Here is a 16,456-nt window from a genome sequence, read left to right on the forward strand (position 1 = left end):
AATGGATAAAACTATAGGAGGAATTCTTATGAATCAGTGTTTTGGATGCAATACATGTAAAAGCGCGGATAAACCGCTGGAGACGTTTATCAAGGGGCTTCCCATGGAGACCTCCCACCACCGTGTGGATACGCAGAAAACAAAGTGCGGGTTTGGACTTCAGGGTGTCTGCTGCCGGCTGTGTGCCAACGGCCCCTGCCGTATCACTCCTCAGTCCCCGAGAGGTATCTGCGGCGCCAATGCCGATACGATCGTGACCAGGAATTTTCTGCGCGCAGTGGCTGCCGGCTCCGGATGTTACATCCATATCGTAGAGAATACGGCACGGAATCTTTTGAATACGGCAAAGTCGAAGGGAGAGCTGAAAGGGATCCACGCTTTGGACCGGCTCTGCGGGATGTTTGGAATTCAAGAAAAGGACGACTATGCCAGAGCGGAAATGGTGGCAGAAGCCGTACTGGCGGATCTCTATAAACCAGAATATGTGAAAATGGATCTGGTGGAAAAGGTAGCTTACGCCCCCCGCGTAAAAAGATGGAAAGAGCTGGGCATTATGCCAGGCGGCGCCAAATCTGAGGTGTTCAAAGGGGTCGTGAAATGTTCAACCAACCTGAACTCGGACCCTGTGGATATGCTGGTGGACTGCCTGCGTCTGGGAATCTCCACTGGTGTATACGGCCTGACACTGACGAACCTGCTCAATGATGTGCTGCTGGGAGAGCCGGAGCTTCGCTTGGCGCCGGTAGGTCTGCGGGTGATCGATCCGGAGTACATAAATATCATGATCACAGGACATCAGCATACGATCTTTGTGGATCTGCAGGAACGTCTGACTAAGCCTGATGCGGTGGCAAAGGCCCAGGCGGCGGGGGCTAAGGGTTTTAAGCTGGTGGGATGTACCTGCGTGGGACAGGACCTTCAGCTCAGGGGAAGCCATTATGAAGAAGTGTTCGACGGACATGCGGGAAACAATTATACCAGTGAGGCCATACTTGCCACGGGAGCCATTGACGCGGTGCTTTCAGAATTTAACTGCACTCTGCCGGGTATCGAGCCCATTTGTGATGAGTTGAAGATCAAACAGATATGCCTGGACAGCGTGGCGAAAAAGGCAAACGCTGAGATGATGGAGTTTGACTTTTCCAAAAGAGAAGAACAGAGTGAAGCCATCATCGATAAGATTGTGGCGGCATATAAGGAACGCCGCGGAAGCGTAAAACTGAACCTGCTTCCGGATCACGGGAATGATAATACGCTTACTGGTGTGAGTGAAGGCTCTCTGAAAAAATTCCTGGGTGACAGCTGGAAGCCCCTTATCGACCTGATCGTATCCGGTGATATCAAGGGAATCGCCGGAGTGGTGGGCTGTTCCAATCTGACGGCGGGAGGCCATGATGTGCTGACCGTAGAACTTACGAAGAAGCTGATCGCGAAAGATATCATCGTTTTAACGGCAGGATGTTCTTCAGGCGGCATCGAGAACTGCGGATTGATGACGCCGGATGCGGCGAAATACGCGGGACCTAAGCTCCGTGCGGTCTGTGAAAAGCTGGGGATTCCGCCGGTGCTGAATTTCGGACCCTGCCTGGCGATCGGCCGTCTGGAGATCGTGGCTACAGAAATAGCGGAAGAGCTGGGTGTGGATCTGCCGCAGCTTCCGCTGGTCCTTTCCGCCGCCCAGTGGCTGGAAGAGCAGGCTTTGGCTGACGGAGCTTTCGGACTGGCTCTGGGACTTCCTCTTCACCTGGGGCTTCCTCCCTTTGTGACCGGGAGCAAAACAGCGGTCAAGGTTTTGACGGAAGACATGAAGGAATTGACCGGCGGCCGTGTCATCATCAATTCAGATGCCGCAGACAGTGCAGATATCCTGGAGAAGATCATTCTGGAAAAACGTGCTGCTCTGAATATATAGGAGGATTCTGCTATGAAAAGGATCATGATAGATCAGGCGAAATGCGATGGCTGTAAAAGCTGCAGCATAGCCTGTATGCAGGCTCACCGGACGGATGAGGGTACGGTTTATGATCTGGACCTGACGGACATCCATAATGAGTCCAGGAACCACATCATAGAAATGGAAGACGGCACGTACCGGCCGATCTTCTGCCGGCATTGTGACCAGCCGGAGTGCGTAATGTCCTGTATGAGCGGGGCCTTGACCAAGGACCCGGCGACGGGCCATGTCTTATATGACGGGACAAAATGCGGCTCCTGCTTTATGTGTGTGATGAATTGTCCTTACGGAGTGTTGAAAGCGGATACGGCTACCCGCACAAAGGTCATCAAATGTGATTTTTGTATCGATGCCGGAGGAGAACCGAGCTGTGTGAAAGCCTGTCCTAAGAACGCTGTTTTTGTAGAGGAGGTGGTCCTGTGAGGCATGTGATCATCGGAGCAGGCGCGGCAGGCATCACAGCCGCAAAGACCATACGGGCCTGTGAGCCTGGAGCGGAGATTGTGATGATCTCTGCTGATACCCACGTACATTCCAGATGTATGCTCCACAAATATCTGAGTCATGAAAGGGATGAGCGCCGCCTGAGCTTTGTGCCGGAAGATTTCTTTGAAGAGCAGAAGATCACCTGGATAAGCGGAAAACGAGCGTCCCATGTCTGGACAAAAACGCATAATGTCCAGCTGGAGGATGATACGGTGATTTCATATGATAAGCTGCTGATCGCTACCGGCGCGGACAGTTTTATTCCCCCGGTGGGAGATTTCCGGAAAGCGAGAAACGTCTTTGGCCTGCGGCATCTGGAGGATGCAAAGCAGATAGACGAGGTGGCAGAAACGGCAGAGAGGGTGCTGATCGTGGGATCGGGCCTGGTGGGACTGGACGCAGCTTATGCCCTTTTGGAGCGGGGGAAGGATGTGACCGTTGTGGAAATGGCGGACAGAATCCTGCCGATCCAGCTGGACGAAACGGCGGGGAAGACTTATCAGAAACTGTTTGAAGAGGCAGGCTGTAAGTTCCTTTTAGGCAGAAAGGCGTCGAATACGGTAATGGATCAGACTGGATCCATCAGAAAGGTGATCCTGGATGACGGAAGGGAGATTTCATGCGATTTGGTCATTGTGGCGGCGGGCGTCCGCTCCGCGATTTCCTGTGTGGAATCCGGGGAGATAGCCGCCGACCGGTTCATACAGGTGGACGAATATATGAGGACCAACTGTCCTGACGTTTACGCGGCCGGAGATGTGGCCGGGCTGTCGGGAATCTGGCCCAATGCCATGAAGCAGGGACAGACGGCGGCGTATAATATGTGCGGCAGGAAGGTTCAGTATCTGGACCGGTATGCCATGAAGAATACTATGAATTTCTATGGGGTGACCACATTGTCCCTGGGAAAAGGCGCGGCAGAGGAGGGGGATGAGGTCGTGATCTGCGAAGACAGCCGTAGTTACAAAAAGGCGGTCATAAGAGACGGAAAGCTGGACAGCATCCTGCTCCAGGGAAATATGGATTATTCAGGCGTTTACCAGTACCTGATCAAGAATCAAGTGGACATTTCCGAAAAAAAAGACAGGATTTTTGCCTTATCCTTCGGAGATTTTTATGGAATCGCTCCGGACGGGCAGTATGATTATCAGATATAGACAGCGTCTATGTACGAAGGCGCAGCGCATTACTAAGAAAAAATTCATAATTTTTATATGGAAGTCTTTTACAGACCGTCGTATAATAACTCCGTATACAGGAGGATTATACTATGTGGCGGAAACGTAAGGAAGAGCTGGAAATAGAAGAGGAAGCAGTATATGACGCAGGGCGTGCTCCATTTACCCGTTATGCGGCGGATTACCGTGTCGGGCTGAGCCGGGACCAGGTCATGGAGAGAATGGATTATGGGCTGGACAACGTGGCTGTGGATTCTGCTTCCCAGACTACGAAAGAGATCATCTTAAGCAATCTGTTTACTTATTTTAACCTGATTTTTACCGTGCTGGCGGTGCTTCTCTGCGTGGTGGGGTCGCTTCGGAATCTCACGTTCCTGCCGGTGATCATCGTAAATACACTGATCGGGATTGTTCAGGAGATTCGCGCCAAAAAGGTTCTGGAAAAGATGAACATGCTCAATTCCCCGAAAGCCACTGTGATTCGGGACGGAAAAGTATGGACTGTTGATTCGGAAGAGCTGGTTCTAGACGATATCGTGGTGTTTAAAGCGGGAAACCAGGTCTGTGCCGACGCGGTGGTGGTTGCGGGAGAGGTGCAGGTGAACGAATCGCTTCTGACCGGTGAGGCAGACGAGATAACGAAACGGCGCGGGGACTCCCTGATATCAGGAAGCTTCATCGTATCCGGACAGTGCCACGCAAGGCTGGAGAAGATCGGGGCCGATTCCTATATTTCCCGTCTGACTCTGGAGGCGAAGGCTATGCAGAAGGGAGAGCAGTCAGAGATGATGCGCTCCCTGAATAAGCTGGTGAAATTTGTCGGGATCGCATTGATTCCCATTGGCATCGTATTGTTCGTTCAGGGTTTTTATTTCAACCATGAGACCTTCCGCGGGAGCATTACCTCCATGGTAGCGGCGGTCATCGGCATGATTCCGGAAGGGCTGTACCTGCTCACCAGTGTGGCTCTGGCCGTAAGCTCCATGCGTCTGGCGAAGCGCAGAGTCCTTCTGCACGATATGAAGAGTATTGAAACACTGGCCCGGGTCAATGTGCTCTGTGTGGATAAGACCGGTACGATTACGGAAAATACTATGAGCGTGAAGAAGCTTTTACCGGCGGAAGGATACGATCCTGAAACAATGCCGGAGCTTTCGAGACTGGTAGGAGACTTTGTCAGGGTCATGAGTGACGACAACATCACCATGGAGGCGATGAAAGCTTATTTTACAGAGGGGACAGACGCTGCTGCGGTCAGGGTCACTCCATTTTCCTCTTCTGTAAAATACAGCGGAGTTGCTTTTGAGGACGCGTCTTATGTTCTGGGTGCGCCGGAATTCATCCTGAGAGAGGATTATGAGAAATACCGGGAAGACATTCAAAGTCATGCGTCCAAAGGATACCGGGTGCTGGTGTTCGCTACTTACGAAGGAAAACCGGACGGAAAGCCGCTGACTGAAAAAGCGGAGCCTTTGGGTTATATCCTGCTTGCGAACCCCATCCGGAAAGAAGCCCCGGAAACCTTTGCTTATTTTGCGGAGCAGGGAGTGGAGGTCAAGGTGATATCCGGTGACAATCCGCTGACTGTGGCGGAAGCGGCAAAGGAAGCAGGCATTGTGAACGCGGACAGGTATGTGGACGCCGCTTCACTTAAGACAGATGAAGACGTAGACCGGGCCATGAGAGAATATACGGTATTCGGCCGTGTTACGCCGGATCAGAAGCGGCAGTTCGTACAGGCCTTAAAGAGCCAGGGAAAGACCGTCGCCATGACAGGGGACGGCGTCAATGATGTGCTGGCATTAAAGGACGCGGACTGCAGTGTGGCCATGGCATCGGGAAGCGACGCGGCTGTGCAGGCGTCTCAGGTGGTGCTTCTGGATTCCGATTTCGCCTGTATGCCGGCCGTTGTGCTGGAGGGCCGGCGGGTGGTGAATAATATCCAGCGTTCGGCCAGCCTGTTTTTGGTAAAGAATATTTTTTCTTTTCTTCTGTCGATTTTTTCCGTAGCATTTATGATCACGTATCCGCTGGAGCCGGCCCAGATTTCTCTGATCAGCATGTTTACGATTGGAGTTCCGGCCTTTTTCCTGGCGCTGCAGCCCAACAAGGATATGATAAAAGGACATTTTCTTTCCAACGTATTCCTGAAAGCGCTTCCGGCCGGCCTGACTGATGTGATAGCGGTGGGGGCTTTGGTGTTGTTTGGCCAGACCTTCGGCGTCCATCCCGATGATATCTCCACCGCTGCTACGATGCTGCTGGCCATCGTTGGGTTCATGATCCTGTTCAAGATCTGCCGGCCCATGAACAAACTGCGGGCCGCCGTGTGGTTTGGATCTATCGCCGGTCTGCTGGTCTGCAGCATTTTCCTTCCGGATCTGTTTGCGATCACCGGAATGTCCATGGAATGTATCATGCTCTTTGTGGTGTTCTCCATAGCCACGGAACCGGTTCTCCGGTATCTGACCGCGGCTTTGGAAAAGCTTCGGGAATGGGCGGGAAAACTGAAGGTAAAATGGCAGAGCCGGAGATACTGACAGCTCAGAAAGGCTCATTGCCGGCTGGAGCTTTGGCACCTGGCCTGACGCAGATGCCGTTGACCTCCACATGTTCGTCCATGGGGATGACGAGGCATTGGCGCCCGTCAACGATGCGGGTTTCCACCAGGTCGGCCCGGTCCGGGCTGACCTGAATGATGACATCGGGCGTACGGATTTCAAATTTTCTTGTGTTGATGACATTTGATGCCAAGATGGGAGCATGGGAACCGGCCGCTTCTTCATAACGGGAATCAAAGTCATGCAGGCGCTCCGGAGCCGCACCGCTTTCGGACAGAAGAGCACGTACCTCTGCTTTATCAAGGGTAAGAGGCTCCGGCTCTTCTTTTTTTTCCTCTACCATTTCGCTCAGCTTCTCATGGATGATCTTAACAGATTCATAATCGCAGTCGTCCCCAAGAGTTTCCTCGATCAGAGAGTTGAAGGTTTCCTTCTGGCTGCTGGCGGGCATGGGAAGAGTACATCCCAGGACCTCCTCAACCAGCTGCGCCTGAAATTCGTCCGCGTTTTTAGAATAGAAGAGAAGGCTGTGGATATCGGTGCTCCGCTCATTGAATGCCGGAAATAAAAAACCGGTATCCGGAAGCTCCACCAGCCAGTCCCGCACCCGGTTCTGGATGGTTCCCTGTTCCGCATTGTAGCAGAGTCCGGGTTTTGAGAGCTTGACCGGACATATGCTGCAGATCAGGTATTCATAGACCTCGTCGGAGGCGTCGAACATTTCATGGCCGTCGGCAGACTTTCCGGGAATGTCGTAGGCGCTGTGGATCAGCAGAATCAAAAAACTGCCTGTGTAATCATAGTTTTCGATAACCTTATCATAGAATAAGTCCAGCAGAGCATCATCGCCGAGACGGGAGGCCCGCAGCTTCATCAGAAAGTCGTGAGTATCTCCTTCTGATTCTGCCGACAGGGGAAATTCCATGTTGATGAGATTCTTTCCCAGAGTGCCTGAGAGATTTTTTCGGAAAATTTCAAAATATTTGAACATTTCTTCCTCGGGAAGGGAGAGAAATGCCTCTCTCATCTCAGACTTTTTTTCTTTTTCCCCATCCACATAGCAGCCGCATATGCGGGTGATGGCACAGCTGCCGGGGGTGAACTGTTTCTTTATTTCAGAGATATCTTTTTTGTTCATATGTGATTATGTTCCTTTCTTGTGCTCTGGTCTAGGCTACGTATTCATTTTAGTTACCAGGTGTGGTTCTGTCAATGGCACAAAGGGAGGAAAAAGGAGAAGACAATATGTCAGTGGATTGGAAAAAATATCTGGTGCCTTTAAGAGAGGTTTCCAGCGATACAGAGAGAATCCGGAAGGAATATTTCCGGAATAAGGCAGAAACAGCAGTTAAAAATTTAAAGAAAAATGAATTTGACGCATATTATACTGATAACAGGACCGAAGCCGGGAAACTCCTCCTGAGCCTGGTCCCAGAAGGGGCGACGGTCGGATGCGGTGATTCACACACCTTGTTTGCATTGGATATAGAGGAGGGCCTCCGGAAAAAGGGATGCACGGTAATCGCCCATGTCTGTGCACGGAACCGCCGCGTTTTTGAAAGTGAGACTGGGTTTCAGAACAGGGAAGAGGCCAGGGCGGCCATGCGGGAGATTCTTCAAAACTATTTGGTAAGCGACGTTTTTCTTCTGGGGGCCAACGCCGTTACCATGGATGGGCAGATCGTGAATGTGGACGGGAGAGGGAACCGGATAGCGGGCAGCATCTATGGCCCCGACCGGATCATCGTGATCGCCGGAGTCAACAAGCTGGTACCGGATGTGGAAGCCGGCAGACAGCGGGTGGGCTTTACAGCGGCGCCTATGAATCATTTGAAATATGGGCGGGACGGACTTCCCTGTTTGAAAGCCGGGGTCTGTTTGGACTGCCGTCATCCGGAGCGCGCCTGTCACATCACTTCTATTATTCACAGAAAGCCGCAGGATTCAGATTTTCATGTGATACTGGTAGGGGAAGAACTGGGATTTTGATTGCAGCTGTGTTTTGTTATATAGAATTTTCTAAATGGTTTATTTTGGTATGACAACAAAGGATTTCCGACAGAATACACGGAATATTTGTTGACAAAATTCGCTTAAAACGGTATAGTCGTAATAGTAAATAAAACATTTGCTTTTCCGGCGGGGGACAGACAGCAGCCTGAAAAAAGGCGTATCTGCCGTTGAGATGGGGAAGCATCAGGAGGGAAAACATGATAAGTAAATTGAGAAGCAAAGCAAAAAGCAAGAAGGGCTTCACACTGGTGGAGCTGATTGTAGTAATTGTCATCATCCTGATTTTGGCGGCAGTTATGGTTCCCAGCATGTTGAAATACATCGACCGGGCGAATAAGGCGAACTGCAAGGCTGACGCGGCTACCATACTTTCTCAGGTACAGGCGGATTATGCGGCGAGCCAGGCATCGGAGCAGACAGATGTCACTGCTAACTGGACGGATGGAAGCTATAAGATAGACGGCGTTCCCGTGAAGACTGGAGATATTGCGGCAGTGGCAAACAAGAATGCTGTATTTGCCGTCACAGATAAAAACGGCTACAGCGAGATCACAGCCTTTGCCTATAACAACGGAAAGTATACGGCAGTATGGGATGGGACCAAATGGGAGGTCAAGAAGAATTAAGTTTGACCGGTCAAGAAATAAAAATGAATTAAAGGGATTAGTGTAAACGAGAGGGGGTTATATCAGGATGTCAGATGATTATAACGCCCTCTCTTACCGTCATAAGTTACGGGTCGCTTTCCGGACGGCTCTCATCCTGCTGGCCGTGGTGCTGGGGGTAGCAGTGCCGGCGGTATGGTGCTGGGAACAGTCTGTATTGAAGCGGCAGACACTTCGGGAGGCGAAGAACGTACTGGAAAATATGGATCTTCTTTCCCTGGAATATTATGGCTTTGGTGAGCCTCTCGCTGACTCGAGCCGGCCCAGCGGCCTGTCCGAGTACGCAGAGGAAGAAATCCGCCGGTTTGCCGGCGTAGAGGGAGAAATCCATCTGGCGGCATGGAATCAGAAAGAGAGCGCTGTGACTGCCATGACGTATCAGAAGGGGAAATATCTGGTACAGTTCCGCCGGGAGAAGGCGGGAGAAAACGGGACCTGGGAAGTATACAGGAGCCTGCACCGATATGGGAAACAGAGCTAAAGGGGATTCGGTCCGGCAGGAGCGCCGGGCGGAATCTCTATTCCCTTATGAGGGCTTATAGAGAGTCTTTATAGGAAGATTACAGGGCCGTCGGGCCGGAAAGAGAAGACAGTGCTGCTTTTTTATGAGATTTTTTTGGGGCTCCTGATTTTTTTGGCCGGAGCCTGTGTGTTTTCATTTTTGAATGTCATCGTATACCGGGTTCCCCGGCATATGTCATTTATAAAAGGCTTTTCCATATGCCCGGCCTGCGGGCACAGGCTCAGGGCGGGGGATCTGGTCCCGGTCTTGAGCTATCTTTTGCTGAGGGGAAAATGCCGGTATTGTAAAAAGCCCATAGGTTTGAGAGATACTGTGACAGAGCTTCTCGGAGGGGGCGCGGCTCTTTTGTGTGCGGCGCACTATGTAGAGTGGCCGGAAGCGCTCACAGTCTTTCTTTTTTTCTCTGCCCTGATTGTGACGGCGCTTATCGATGCGGATACCATGGAGATTCCGGATGGCTGCTGTATAGCGCTTACGGCTCTGGCGGCAGTCTCGGTTTTTACGATGGGCGGCACATCCATCCTTTCGCGGATAGTCGGAATGGTCTGCGTCAGTGTTCCGATGCTTTTGGTGACCTTGATCGTCAAAGGGGCATTCGGCGGCGGAGATATCAAGCTGACCGCGGCGGCAGGGCTGCTTTTGGGCTGGAAGCTCATGCTGATATCCGGGGCTATAGCGGTTTTTCTGGGAGGCGGCTACGGGATATACCTGCTCGCTTCCGGAAAGAAAAAGAGAAAAGACCATTTTGCTTTTGGGCCTTTTTTATGTGCAGGAATGGCTGTTGGAATCTTATACGGGCAGCCGCTTATTGACTGGTATCTGGGCTTTTTGTTATACTGAGAGTATCGGATCATCATAAAGGATATGGGAAGAGGAGCTTTATGGCACAATATAAATATAAAGCACAGACATATGAAGGAAAGAAAAAATCAGGCGTCATGAATGCGGCAGACGAAGCGGAACTCCAGCAGCGTCTGCGGGAAGAGGGAGCCCTTTTGCTTTCCGCGAAGCTTACAGACCAGCGGAAGGCGGAGCGTCAGATAAAGCCGAAAGCGTTATCTGACTTTTCCAGACAGCTTGGAACTCTGATCTCTGCCGGTGTGACTCTGGTACGTTCGCTGAATATCATTGCGTCCTCAGAGTCCATTAAGCCCAGAGAGCAGCGGATATATGAAGACATGCTCCGCCAGATCCGGCAGGGCGTTTCTTTGTCGGATGCGATGGAGGCGCAGAACGGCGCGTTTCCTCCACTGATGGTATACATGTTCCGTTCGGCGGAAAGCAGCGGGAATCTGGACCAGGTAGCCGTGCAGATGGCGGATCATTATGAGAAAGACCACAGGCTGAATGCCAAAATATCTACTTCCATGGTGTATCCGAAGATTCTGGGGGTCATGATCATCGGTGTCATCCTCGTGCTGACAAAGTTTGTCATGCCTCAGTTCCAGGAGCTGTTCGACCAGATGGAGACCTTGCCCCTGCCGACCAGGATCCTATATGCCGTAAGTGATTTCATGGCCGGATACTGGGTGCTGGTGATCGTACTGATACTTGGAATGTGGATCGGCATCCGGGCGCTTCTGCGGGTGCAGAGAGTACGGGTCTGGTGGCACAGAAAAAAGCTTCATATTCCTTTGCTGGGAAAGTTATGGAAGACGATTTGCACCTCTCGGTTTTCCCGTACCTTGAGCGCCCTTTATGCGTCGGGTATCCCTATTGTTCCGGCGCTTCAGATCGCGAGGAAGACGATCGGAAATGATTATATCGATGCCCAATTTGACGACGTGATCCCTTTTGTGAGGGCAGGCAATAATTTGAGCGACGGTCTGGATATGGTAGACGGATTTGTGAGGAAGCTTTCTGATTCCATAAGGGTAGGGGAAGAAACAGGGAGTCTGGATACGATGCTCTTATCCACGTCGAACGCTCTGGAATTTGATGCGGATGCCGCCGTCACCAAGATGGTTTCCTACGTAGAACCGGTCATGCTCATTATTATGGGCATCATAGTGGCTTTTGTTATGGTAGCGGTATTCAGCGCGCTTTATGGTTCTTATGATTCCATTGCGGGCATGGAATAAGGAGGAAGAGCTATGCTGATAGTATATTTGTCAAACCGATATATCCGGGTGGTGTCTGGTGAAGCTTCCGGCGGACATATCACAGTCCGCGGCCTTTACTATACGGTGGACCACAGAGGCTGCATTCTCAATGGAACCGTTACTGATGAAGAAGGGTTCCTGGAGATTATCCGGGAGCTGTGGGAGAGCAACGGCCTGCCGAAAAAAGATGTGAATCTGGTGATTGACAGCAGCCAGTTCACGGCCAGGGTGATTGACGTACCGGCCCAGAAGCCGGCGCAGACCATTCAGTATCTGAGCCGGGAATTTACAGACGTCGGGAGGATATCAAATCCTGTCTACGGCTGTTTTCCGATGCCGGATGAGAAAGAACATAAAGCGAAGATACAGACGGTTTATGCGTCTGTGGTGCAGAAGGAGTTCATAAGCGGATATCTGGATCTTTTTGAACGCCTGGGAATCACCATAGACAGCGTGGAATGCGCATCCGGGGCCATGGTACGGCTTCTGGCATGTCTGCCTCAGCTGAGAGGGATGACCGGGATCGTGCAGTTTGTGGACGATATGATATTGGTGAATGTGCTGCTTGTAGAGGGCAGGTACGAGTATTCCAGCAGGAACCGCCTGTTTTCCGATGCGGGGACCAGGGAGTTCGCGGCGGAGGTGGCCAGGGCGGTGAACGGTATCCTGCAGTTCGCAAAGGCCCAGAACATACCTCAGAAGATATCCGTGGTCTATATTGCCGGTTTTTCAAGGGAAGACGTTTCCTTCTATCATGACAGCATCCGTCAGATAAACGACGGACTCAGAGTTGAGGAGCTGGACGGAAGCCATATCGTGTCTGGTGGGCGGAACAGCCAGCCGTACCAGTGTTTTTCCAATTTTGCGGTGGCCATCGGCGGACTAATTAAGACCGGGGCAAAGACCAACATCATGAGCCAAATGCGGCGGAACCCGGAAAGCCAGGAGCTCAAGAAAAGACGGAGAAGGGTATGGGTCCCTCTGTCGGTGCTGGGGCTGGTCATGGCGGCTGCAGTGACGGCGGCCGGCGTCTACTCTCTTTATCTTTCCTCCGCCTTGAGAGAGGTTCAGGATTACAACAGCCGTGCTGACGTACTGGCAGACTGTGAGGAATACGATAACCTGAAGCAGGAGATTCAGACCGCTGGCAGCCTGAATAAAAATCTGACGGGTCTTCGGTCCAGTATTTTGGAATATCCCGTGGTAGACAGCACCGTAGAACAGGTGCTCTCCTACTGCGCGGCAGGGTTGGTATCGGCGGAAATAAGCAGCTATGATTCTGGAACGGGAGTCGTCAGCTTCCATACCAGTGCGGGAAATGTGGATCAGATCCACCAGTTCGCAACTCTGCTCAGTCAGCAGGATATTTTCGCGTCCGTGGATTACAGCGGATATACCCAGTCATCCGACGGCAGCTGGAGCGTGAAGGTAAATTGTGTCATGGCAGGCAGACAGGGGGAATAGGAATATGACGTTAAAATTGACAGAACGGGATAAAAAACTTCTGGTCTTCCTGACGGCCTTTGTCATTGTTGTCGGCTTGGGATTCGGGGTACTTTTTCCGCTGCTGGAAAAAAATGAGAAGAAAGCCGAAGCTCTGTCCGAAGCCAGGCTTGAAAGGCTGGAAAAAGAGCGGAAGAGTTCGATGCTGGGAGACATGAGGACGAAAGTGGATTCCATGAAGGAGGAGCTCTCTGACTCTCAGAGGAGCTTTTATGAGATCACTCCCAGTATGGGGATCGATAAGATGCTTACGGGAATGGCCCTTTCCTACGGCCTTGAGGTCAGGGACCTGGATATCGTGATGCCGCAGACAGGAGACTACACGTCCCTTACCGGCTATACGGAGATTCTTCTTAAGCTTGTTTCTCAAAACGGCGGAGGGGAAAGCGCTTCCGTTTATTCCGGAGCGTATACGGCGGATATCACCATGATCATGAAGGGCGGCCGTGAGGGGCTTCAGTCTATGCTGGATGCCTGTGCCGCCCAGGAGCCGAAGCTTCGGATATCGGAGTTTTACTGGCAGGCGGAGAAGGAAAAAGAAGGACAGTTCATCCTGTCAGTCTCGATGGAGCTATATATGTATGAGGATATCGATCAGTATACGGCGCTTCAGAAAATACTGGCTGCCGAGGAGACCGAGGCGCCTGCAGACGGCGTTCAGGATGGGACGGAGGCCGGAGAGCTTCCGGAAGAATGATAAGAGGGGCTTATGGATAAGAATATCAGGAATCTGAGAATAGGCGATGTATTAAAAGAATATGGGTATATTTCGGATGCACAGATAGAGGCGGCCCTGGCATATCAGAAGGAACACCGGAATACACGTATGGGAAGCGCCCTGGTGGAGCTCGGCTATATCACGGAACAGCAGGTGCTGGAAGCGCTGTCGGAGTGTCTGAACCTCCGCCTCGTGGAAATTTCCAATGTGGACGTGGATGTGGAGGCGGTGGAGAGTATCCCCCGCCCTCTGGCGGAAAAATATGAGATGCTGGCAGTCCGTCAGGCGGAAGGCGTGCTGACGGTCCTGCTCAACGATCCGATGAATTTTTATGGGATAGAGGACATCCGCCAGCTGACAGGAATGCAGTTGGAGATTTGCCTGTGCGAGCTGTCTGTCCTGAAAAATGCCATTAAGTATTACTACGCGGAAGTGGAGGCCAGAGACGCGGCGAAGATAGCCAATCAGAGCTTTGAAAACCAGCAGCTGGAGGAGTTCGATGTCGCGGAGGAAGGGGACGATGATACACCTGTCATCAATCTTCTGAACCGGCTGATCAGGCGGGCATACAGCACCAACGCTTCGGATATCCATATAGAGCCCTTTGAGGATAAGACCATTGTCCGTATGAGAATCGACGGCGTGATCGTCGAATATGTGACTCTTCAGAAAAGCCTCCATGGCTCTCTGATCGCACGTATCAAGATTCTTGGAAATATGGATATCGCGGAGAGACGGATTCCCCAGGACGGCCATTTCCGGCAGAAGGTAGAGGGAGAGTACGTCAATATCCGTGTTTCGGTCATTCCGACCGTATTCGGAGAAAAGGCAGTGCTCCGGCTTCTGACAGGAAATGCCAGAGTGGACTATCCCGCCACATACGGGATGGGGGAAGAGGATTTCCTGAAGATGCAGAAGATGCTTCAGTCCCCCAATGGGATCATCTATTTTACAGGACCTACCGGTTCCGGAAAGACCACAACTCTTTATATGATCCTGGAGGAACTGTCCAAACGGTCTGTCAATATCTCTACCATAGAAGACCCGGTGGAAAAGAATCTGCAGAAGATCAATCAGATGCAGGTGAACAACCAGGCGGGGCTCACCTTTGAGACCGGCCTGCGCGCCCTGCTGCGCCAGGATCCGGATATCATAATGGTGGGAGAGACGAGGGATGTGGAGACCGCGGCCATATCGGTGCGCGCGGCCATCACCGGCCACCTGGTGTTTTCCACTCTTCATACCAACGATGCCGTTTCCTCCATCGTCCGCCTGGAGGATATGGGGCTTCAGCCTTATATGGTCTCCAGCTCCCTTGTGGGGATCATTGCCCAGCGTCTGATGCGCAAGGTATGCCCCGACTGCGGAGAGAGCGTTATTCCCACTGAGGAAGAGAGACAGATTCTGGGGGAAGACGTAAAAACCATCAGACAGGCGAAGGGGTGCCCTCTCTGCAATTATACTGGTTACAGGGGACGGACCGCGATTCATGAGATCATACAGATCGACAGGCCCATAAGGAAAATGATACAGGAGGGCGCTTCCGTGGAAGAAATCCAGGATTATGCGGTGATGAAACAAGGGATGCGCACGCTGAGAGAATGTGGCATAAATCTGGTAAAAGAAGGGATCACCACAGCCGAGGAGCTTAAAAAGGTGGCATATTATTCGTAGACAGGAGTCGGAGAGCTTATGTATGATATAAACAGAATCATTTATATGGGAAGAGAGCTGGAGGCTTCGGATATCCATATTTCAGCCGGACAGCCGCTTCTCATCCGCAGATATGGAAAGCTGGAAGAAGCACCGCTGCAGCCCACGGAGGCGGAGACGGAGGAGATGCTCTACGGCCTTTTGGACGGGCGGCAGAACGAGTGGCTGAAGGAGGGGAAAGACATTGACTTCGCGGTTCAGACTCAGGACGGAAACCGCCAGAGGATCAACGTCTTCCGCCAGCAGAACCGGATCGCTGCGGCCATCCGTCTGCTGAGCAGCCATATACCGAGTCTTAAAGAGCTGCATCTTCCAGAGAAGCTCTATGAGCTGGCGGCAGAACCGAGAGGACTGGTGCTGGTGACCGGTCCTACCGGAAGCGGAAAATCCACGACTTTAGCGTCCATGATCGAGTATATCAATCAGAATCAGGCGGTCCATATTATCACTATTGAGGACCCTATTGAATATACTTATGAGGGAAAAAAGGCTCTGATTCATCAAAGGGAGACAGGAAGGGACACCGCCGGTTTTGCGTCTGCCCTCCGAAGTGCCCTGCGTGAAGACCCGGACATCATCCTCGTGGGGGAGATGCGGGATTTTGAGACTATCCAGGCGGCCCTGACGGCGGCGGAGACGGGCCATCTGGTCCTGTCCACGCTCCACACAACAGGGGCTGCACAGACCATAGACCGTATCATCGACGCCTGCCCGGCAGGTTCACAGAACCAGGTGCGTACCCAGCTGGCCGGTGTGCTGAAGGGTGTGATTACCCAATGCCTGATGCCCATGGCAGGCGGCAGAGGCAGGATAGCGGGGACAGAGGTCCTGCTGGGCACCGATGCGGTGACCAACCTGATCCGGGAAAATAAGAGCCATCAGATGGGAAATGTGATGCAGTCCGGAGGAGCTCTCGGAATGCACACTCTGAACATGGACTTAAGGCGTCTGACGGCACAAAATTATATAACAAGAGAGACTGCGTTCCAATATACCAACGACCGGAAGGATCTGGAGCAATATTTTTAGAAAAGCGGGAG

Annotated in this window: 14 protein-coding genes; 13 read left to right on the forward strand and 1 reads right to left on the reverse strand. The window is 51.9% G+C overall.

The window, feature by feature from the left end; all coding sequences use genetic code 11:
• Positions 1-28: 28 nt before the first annotated feature.
• From cooS to LQE92_RS07150, 4 genes are all read left to right on the forward strand, one after another.
• On the forward strand, positions 29-1,912 hold the full coding sequence (gene cooS / locus LQE92_RS07135) for an anaerobic carbon-monoxide dehydrogenase catalytic subunit (RefSeq protein WP_231062307.1): 1,884 nt from the start codon (positions 29-31) through the stop codon (positions 1,910-1,912).
• Positions 1,913-1,924: 12 nt separating this feature from the next.
• Positions 1,925-2,377, forward strand: coding sequence for a 4Fe-4S dicluster domain-containing protein (locus LQE92_RS07140; RefSeq protein WP_231062308.1), 453 nt, complete (start codon positions 1,925-1,927; stop codon positions 2,375-2,377).
• Positions 2,374-3,597, forward strand: a complete 1,224-nt coding sequence (locus LQE92_RS07145) for an NAD(P)/FAD-dependent oxidoreductase (RefSeq protein ID WP_231062309.1) — start codon at positions 2,374-2,376, stop codon at positions 3,595-3,597. Before LQE92_RS07140 ends, LQE92_RS07145 begins: the two co-directional genes overlap by 4 nt.
• Before the next feature lie 113 nt (positions 3,598-3,710).
• Positions 3,711-6,158 carry a cation-translocating P-type ATPase gene (locus tag LQE92_RS07150; RefSeq protein ID WP_231062310.1) on the forward strand — a complete coding sequence of 816 codons (2,448 nt, stop codon included), beginning with the start codon at positions 3,711-3,713 and terminating at the stop codon, positions 6,156-6,158.
• 4 nt (positions 6,159-6,162) lie between these two features.
• On the opposite strand, the gene LQE92_RS07155 is transcribed toward LQE92_RS07150, so the two are convergent.
• The gene (locus tag LQE92_RS07155) at positions 6,163-7,317 is read right to left on the reverse strand and encodes a DUF4317 domain-containing protein (protein WP_231062311.1); all 1,155 of its coding nucleotides are present in this window, start codon (positions 7,315-7,317) and stop codon (positions 6,163-6,165) included.
• A gap of 107 nt (positions 7,318-7,424) precedes the next feature.
• On the opposite strand from LQE92_RS07155, the gene LQE92_RS07160 reads away from it, so the two are divergent.
• The 9 genes from LQE92_RS07160 to LQE92_RS07200 all read left to right on the forward strand — a co-directional run bounded on the left by LQE92_RS07160 (position 7,425) and on the right by LQE92_RS07200 (position 16,445).
• Complete coding sequence (locus LQE92_RS07160; protein ID WP_231062312.1) at positions 7,425-8,168, forward strand: lactate utilization protein; 744 nt, start codon at positions 7,425-7,427, stop codon at positions 8,166-8,168.
• Positions 8,169-8,389: 221 nt separating this feature from the next.
• Positions 8,390-8,818, forward strand: a complete 429-nt coding sequence (locus tag LQE92_RS07165) for a prepilin-type N-terminal cleavage/methylation domain-containing protein (protein WP_231062313.1) — start codon at positions 8,390-8,392, stop codon at positions 8,816-8,818.
• A gap of 67 nt (positions 8,819-8,885) precedes the next feature.
• Positions 8,886-9,338 carry a hypothetical protein gene (locus tag LQE92_RS07170; protein ID WP_231062314.1) on the forward strand — a complete coding sequence of 151 codons (453 nt, stop codon included), beginning with the start codon at positions 8,886-8,888 and terminating at the stop codon, positions 9,336-9,338.
• A 111-nt stretch (positions 9,339-9,449) separates the two neighbouring features.
• On the forward strand, positions 9,450-10,220 hold the full coding sequence (locus LQE92_RS07175) for a prepilin peptidase (protein ID WP_231062315.1): 771 nt from the start codon (positions 9,450-9,452) through the stop codon (positions 10,218-10,220).
• A gap of 41 nt (positions 10,221-10,261) precedes the next feature.
• A complete protein-coding gene (locus tag LQE92_RS07180; protein WP_231062316.1) occupies positions 10,262-11,461 on the forward strand; it encodes a type II secretion system F family protein in 1,200 nt (399 codons plus the stop codon).
• A 12-nt stretch (positions 11,462-11,473) separates the two neighbouring features.
• Positions 11,474-12,946 (forward strand): type IV pilus biogenesis protein PilM, encoded by a 1,473-nt coding sequence (locus tag LQE92_RS07185; RefSeq protein ID WP_231062317.1) that lies wholly within the window; start codon positions 11,474-11,476, stop codon positions 12,944-12,946.
• Between the two features lie 4 nt (positions 12,947-12,950).
• The gene (locus LQE92_RS07190; protein ID WP_231062318.1) at positions 12,951-13,682 is read left to right on the forward strand and encodes a hypothetical protein; all 732 of its coding nucleotides are present in this window, start codon (positions 12,951-12,953) and stop codon (positions 13,680-13,682) included.
• Positions 13,683-13,694: 12 nt separating this feature from the next.
• Positions 13,695-15,377 carry a GspE/PulE family protein gene (locus LQE92_RS07195; protein WP_231062319.1) on the forward strand — a complete coding sequence of 561 codons (1,683 nt, stop codon included), beginning with the start codon at positions 13,695-13,697 and terminating at the stop codon, positions 15,375-15,377.
• Between the two features lie 18 nt (positions 15,378-15,395).
• Entirely contained in the window at positions 15,396-16,445 is a 1,050-nt protein-coding gene (locus tag LQE92_RS07200; protein ID WP_231062320.1) for a type IV pilus twitching motility protein PilT, read from the forward strand.
• The last annotated feature ends 11 nt before the right edge of the window (positions 16,446-16,456 follow it).

Origin of the sequence: Lientehia hominis (assembly GCF_021044755.1) — a bacterium.
GTDB lineage: Bacteria > Bacillota > Clostridia > Lachnospirales > Lachnospiraceae > Lientehia > Lientehia hominis.